Annotated in this window: 1 protein-coding gene; it reads right to left on the bottom strand. The window is 52.9% G+C overall.

Annotated features, from left to right (window positions below):
• Positions 1-136: 136 nt before the first annotated feature.
• On the bottom strand, positions 137-930 hold a 794-nt coding region (locus WH277_RS05450; RefSeq protein ID WP_339504873.1), incomplete at its 5' end, for a hypothetical protein.

Raw genomic sequence — 930 nt, 5'->3', positions numbered from 1 at the left:
GTACTGATGTTTATGTGCCTGCTGACGGTTCACGGCGAGGAGGACAATGAGGACCTGCTGCGTGAGCATCTGGGCGATGCTGTGGTGGAAAAGTGGATGTATTGAATAAAAAGCCTATCAGCACCAAATTCAAATATCACACTGACAGCGCCTTTAACAACGCCAACACTGGGCGCCGGAAATCAAACCGCCAGCGCATCCAGTTGAACGGCAACTCTGCGAGCGCCTGAGCGAGCTGGTTGGCATGTGCGAACTCAGTAACGCGCTGCTGATACAGCAATTGATAGCTATCGCTGTCGGTTAGCCAGCTAATCTCTATATCATTCAATTTGAGCAGAGCCACCTTATTTTCTGCCGGATCCTGAGTAAAAGCGAAATCCATAAAGGCCGTTAACGCATTCATCATCCCGGCCACATCGCCCATTGCTGGTTGGCAGATATCGTTAACCGCAAGGTAGACACGGCTGCGCCAGAACAGCGGGCTAAATGCGCTTCGTCGCCATGCGCGCAACAGGCAGCAGCGCTGGTATTGCATCAACGTGAGCTGGCTTCCTCTCGCCTGCGCCTGACGCCAGTCCGCTTCGATCAATATGCCAAGCGCCTGCTGCTGTGGGTCCGGTTGCGCCTTAGCGAGTCCGGCATAAGCATCCAGCATAAGTTCAGTAAACCCATCATCCTGCTGTTGCTCATCCACGGCATCGGTAAACGGCAGAGGATTGCTGTTAATCCGTTTGCTGAGCGCCGTACACCAGGTCATTGCTGCAGCAGCGGATGCAGTACGGCTATACTGCAATCCACTTTGCGTCAGCAACGCCTCCTTATAAGCCTGCTGCCAGCTTAAATCATAATGGCGCATCGCGCCGCCCAGGGTAACGCGACGTAGATTATATTTATTGTAAAAATGCAGTACTTCCCAGACAAAATCCGGCG

Origin of the sequence: Erwinia sp. MYb416, from assembly GCF_037479575.1 — a bacterium.
In the GTDB taxonomy this organism is placed as follows: Bacteria; Pseudomonadota; Gammaproteobacteria; order Enterobacterales; family Enterobacteriaceae; genus Erwinia; species Erwinia rhapontici.
Note: the sequence above shows the minus strand (reverse complement) of the source record. Positions and strands in the feature narration are given on the sequence as shown.